The sequence below is a fragment of the Dietzia sp. B19 genome, from assembly GCF_014145155.1.
GTDB classification, from domain to species: domain Bacteria; phylum Actinomycetota; class Actinomycetes; order Mycobacteriales; family Mycobacteriaceae; genus Dietzia; species Dietzia natronolimnaea.
On the sequence record NZ_JAALED010000340.1, the window covers coordinates 2,579 to 6,913 of the forward strand.

Annotated in this window: 4 protein-coding genes; 2 read left to right on the plus strand and 2 right to left on the minus strand. The window is 71.4% G+C overall.

Annotated features, from left to right (window positions below):
• On the minus strand, positions 1–610 hold a 610-nt coding region (locus tag G6020_RS17065), incomplete at its 3' end, for a phosphoenolpyruvate carboxylase (RefSeq protein WP_241732654.1).
• Between the two features lie 162 nt (positions 611–772).
• On the opposite strand from G6020_RS17065, the gene G6020_RS10280 reads away from it, so the two are divergent.
• The gene (locus G6020_RS10280) at positions 773–1,189 is read left to right on the plus strand and encodes a DUF4870 domain-containing protein (RefSeq protein ID WP_179524076.1); all 417 of its coding nucleotides are present in this window, start codon (positions 773–775) and stop codon (positions 1,187–1,189) included.
• 12 nt (positions 1,190–1,201) lie between these two features.
• On the opposite strand, the gene G6020_RS10285 is transcribed toward G6020_RS10280, so the two are convergent.
• Positions 1,202–2,953 carry an AMP-binding protein gene (locus G6020_RS10285; protein WP_241732655.1) on the minus strand — a complete coding sequence of 584 codons (1,752 nt, stop codon included), beginning with the start codon at positions 2,951–2,953 and terminating at the stop codon, positions 1,202–1,204.
• Between the two features lie 121 nt (positions 2,954–3,074).
• Between G6020_RS10285 and G6020_RS17545 the strand changes: the two genes are divergently transcribed.
• Positions 3,075–4,335: adenylate/guanylate cyclase domain-containing protein (locus tag G6020_RS17545; protein ID WP_182610553.1), on the plus strand; the 1,261-nt coding region annotated here is incomplete at its 3' end.

The window sequence follows — 4,335 nt, forward strand, 5'->3', positions numbered from 1 at the left end:
GCTCGAGCTCGGCGAGCTCCGCCTCCGTCACGGGGTCCTGCTCCACCGAGCGCAGGCCGTCGCGACGGCCCATGAGGACGTGCACCCGGCGGGTGGCCTCGAACACCATCCGGCGCCGGGTCTCCGTGGGGTGCGCGGTGAGGACCGGGGACACGCGGGCGGTCGCGCGCACGGCCGCCAGTCGCTCGTCGCCGTCCCCCTCGAGCAGGTCCGCCAACCGGGTCCACGTGACCTCCAGGTCACCGTCGGGCGGCGCCTCCCCGGCAGCCCGGTGCATCCGCCTGCGGCGCTCCTGGTGCAGGTCCTCCGCCACGTTGGCCAGCAGCGCGAACAGGGAGAACGCACGGATGACCGGAATGGCGTCGGCGGCGCTGATGTCCTTGAACAGGGCCGACACCTCGTCTCTGTCGGCCTCCGAGCGCCGGACCGCGAACGCCGTGCGGCGGGCCGTCTCGACGAGATCGAACACCCGGTCACCGGCGTGCTCACGGATCGTCTCGCCGAGCAGGGAACCGAGGAACCGGACGTCGTCCCGCAGCGGGGCCACCGCCCGGGCGAGGGGATCGGTCCCCGAGTCGGTCGCGTGGTGATCCTGTGGGGTGTCAGCCATGGCCGCCAGGGTAGGCGGAGCATGTGACAGGCGGGTGAAACGTGGGATCGCGGGGGACCGGACTCCCGGCGGGCCGAACGGAGGTGGACCCCGGCCACGGAACAGGACGACACGGGGGACATCCCTGATGTACCGCGGCCCCGCGAGGCGCACACTGGAGGCATGACACAGCAGCCCGGATCCCCGCAGTACGGCGACCCCCGGTTCGGAGACCAGCCCGTGGCCGGGCCCGACGACCGCACCCCCGCCGCCCTCGCGCACGCGTCCAGCCTCATCGCCATGGCGCTGTCCGCCGGGTGGCTCTCCTTCGTGGGGCCACTCGTGATGTGGTTGATCTACAAGGACCGCAGCCCGTTCGTCCGGCAGGCCGCCGCGGGGTCGTTCAACTTCAACGTCGGCCTGTGGATCATGAGCATCGTCGGGTGGATCTTCATCATCACCGTGATCGGCATCCCGATCGGCCTGGTGCTGTTGGCGGTCTCCTTCGTCCTCCAGATCGTCGGCCACCTGATCGGTACGGTGCGGGCCACCCGCGGCCGGATGATCAACTACCCGTTCCAGTTGCGCATCCTGAGCTGACGCCGCCGCTGCTCAGACCCCGGTCGGCTGCCGACCGTGGAGACTGTACTGCTCGAGCACCGAGTCGCGTAGCGCGCTGGTCAGCGGCCGGAACTCGTCGTCGTCGTCCCCTCCCACCAACGCGGCGCCGCCGCGCACGTAGACCTCACCGGGCCCGGTCCACGACTGCCGGCGCAGGTCGGGCTTGGCGATCTTCCGGGTCGCGGTGACCGGCATCGTCTCCATGATCCGCACGAAGCGCGGTGCCCACTTGGTCCCCATGTCGGGTTGGGTCCGGCAGAACTCGGAGAACGCGGCCGGGTCGAACGCCACGCCCGGCTCGAGCTGGATGGCCGCCATGACCTGGTCGCCCGTGCGGGGATCCGGCACGGGGTAGACGGCCACCACCAGGACGCCGGGGAAGCGGTCGAGGATCCGCTCGACCGGGCCGGCGGAGAAGTTCTCGCTGTCCACGCGGATCTTGTCCCCGGAGCGGCCGGCGAAGTAGAAGAACCCGTCGGCGTCCCGGTAGCCGAGGTCGCCGGAGTGGTAGACCTCGCCGATGTTGCGCTCGGCGGTGGCCTCCGGGTTGCGGTAGTACCCCTCGAACATGGCGGCGCCGGTGAGGTTGCAGATCTCCCCGATCGCCTCGTCGGCGTTGGCCAGGCCCCCGTCGGCGTCGAACTCGGCACGCGGGCACTCGCGGCCGTCCTCGTCGAGGATCGCGACGTCCATGTAGGCACCCGCGACGCCGAGCGCGTCCGGCGGGGTGTCCGAGGTGCGGCCGATCACGACCCCGCCCTCGCTGGAGCCGTACGACTCGCCCGGTTCGACGCCGAAGCGGCGGGCGAACTCGGCGCGGTCGTGGCTCGAGGCCTCGGTCCCGAAGACGGTGCGCAGGCGGGTCTGCTTCTCCTCCGGACGCTCGGGCTGGGCGAGGATGTAGGACAGCGAACGGCCCACGTAGTTGACGTAGGTGGCGCCGTAGCGCAGCACGTCGGGCAGGAATCCCGAGGCGGAGAACCTCCGACGCATCGCGAACGTGCACCCGACGAACGCGGCGGGGGCGAACGCGGCGAACATCGCGTTGCCGTGGAACATCGGCATCGCGCTGTAGGCGACGTCGTCCCTCACCAGGTTGCGGTAGTTGATCGTGCCGAGCATCGCGAGCCGACCGGTCGAGCACATGACCGCCTTGGGCGCACCCGTGGAGCCCGAGGTGAACAGCAGCGCGAGCAGGGTGTGGGGGTCACGGGCGGCGTCGTGGAGTCTGGGCTCCGTCCCGGCGTGCGCGGCCAGCAGGTCCTGCCACCCGGCTGAGTCCACGTCGTGCACGGCCACGACCCCTCCAGTCTCGTCGGCCAGGGTGAGGCCGTCGAGCAACCCGGCACCGTGGGCGTCGGTGACGATCACGTCGCAGTCCACCCCGCGGATGTCCGAGGCCAGCTCGGCGCCCCGGCGGGTGGGGTTGACGCCGATGATCGTCACACCCGCCATGGAGGCCCCGGACAGGAGGAACAGATACTCGGGGACGTTCTCCAGCAGGATGCCGACGTGCAGGTGGCGGAAACGCTCGGGACGGCCCGCGTACGCATCGGCGTGCGTGACGGACCAGTCGGCCAATATCGCGGCGCGGACCGCGCTCTCCGCCACGAACTCCCGCCACGTCCAGCTCGAGTCCTCGAAGAGGAGACCGGGATGGTCGTCGGTCGAGCGTTCGAGGAGGATGTCGCCGAAGGTCTCGTGTCGCATCTCGTGGCCGGGGTTGAACTGGGGCGTGGTCATGAAGTTAAGTTAGCGCATTAGATCTGATCCATCCGGCGATGCGGAGTGCGATTCCCGGCGCGTGCGGACGCCACTCGCGCGACGATGGACACCCATCCCCCGTCCGGCAGGACCCCGCCCCGTGACCTCCCCCTCAGCGCACGCCTCCCGCCCACCGTGGGGCACCCGCATGCTCGGGCTCGAGCGGGAGGAACCCCCGCGACGGAAGAAACGGGTCCAGCGGGTGCTCACGCGGATGCTGGTGGTCACGCACGGGCTCGGGGTGGTGGGGGTCTGGATCGTGATCGGCCTGCTGCTGCCCCTCGAGCAGGTCATCTCCGGGCGGTTCAGCCCGGCGGCCCTGGTGGTGACCCCGGTGACCGCCCTCGTCGGGATCGCCCTCGGGTCGTGGTGGCTCCTGAAGGTGGTGGCCGGCTGGATGAGGTGGGCCGAGGAGAGCCGGCCACCGACCGCCGCCGAACAGGCGCGGTGCCTGTCGGCGCCGCTCGGGATCACCCTGCGGACCGGGGCGCTCTGGGCGGCCGGCGGCACTGTCGTCGCGGTGGCGTTCGCGGTCGAGGACGTCCGGTCCCTCTGGGTCGTCGCGGGCGCGATCGTGGTGATCGGGTCCCTGAGCTGTGGATCGGCCTACATCGTCGCCGAGATCGCGCTGCGCCCCCTCGCCGCGCTCGCGCTGGAGGCCGGTCCGACACTGCACTCCCCGGTCATCGGCGTGCGTGGGCGGTTGCAGGCCTTCTGGGTGGTGAGCTCCGGGCTCCCCCTCATCGGACTCGTGCTGCTCAGCGCCTACGCCGCCGCGAACAACCAGTTCCCCGTCTCACGGCTCGTGACCATCGTCGGGATCCTCGGCCTCGGGGCCCTCGCGGCCGGGTTCGCCGCGACCTGGTTGCTCGTGTCCGCCCTGCTCGCCCCGGTGTACTCCGTCCGCTGGGCCATGGAGGACCTCGCCGGCGGGGACCTCGACGCGCGCGTGGAGGTGTTCGACGGGACCGAACTCGGGCAGTTGCAGCGGGGGTTCAACCGGATGGCGGAGATGATCCGCGAGCGTCAGCGTCTGCGCGAGCTGTTCGTCCGCCATGTGGGTAGCCAGGTCGCGAAGGCCGCCGAGATCCAGGAACCCCATCTCGGCGGCGACACCACGTACGTCGGCGTGCTGTTCGTCGACCTCATCGGCTCCACCCGGCTCGCCTCCACGCGCCCCGCCCGGGAGGTCGTCGAGACCCTCAACGCGTTCTTCGAGGTGGTCGTGGACCGGGTCGAATCCCACGGCGGCCTGCTCGACAAGTTCCAGGGCGACGCGGCGCTGGCCGTGTTCGGGGCCCCCGCGCCCATCGCCGACCCCGCGACGGCGGTCCTCGCCTCGGCCCGGGACCTGGCCCGGG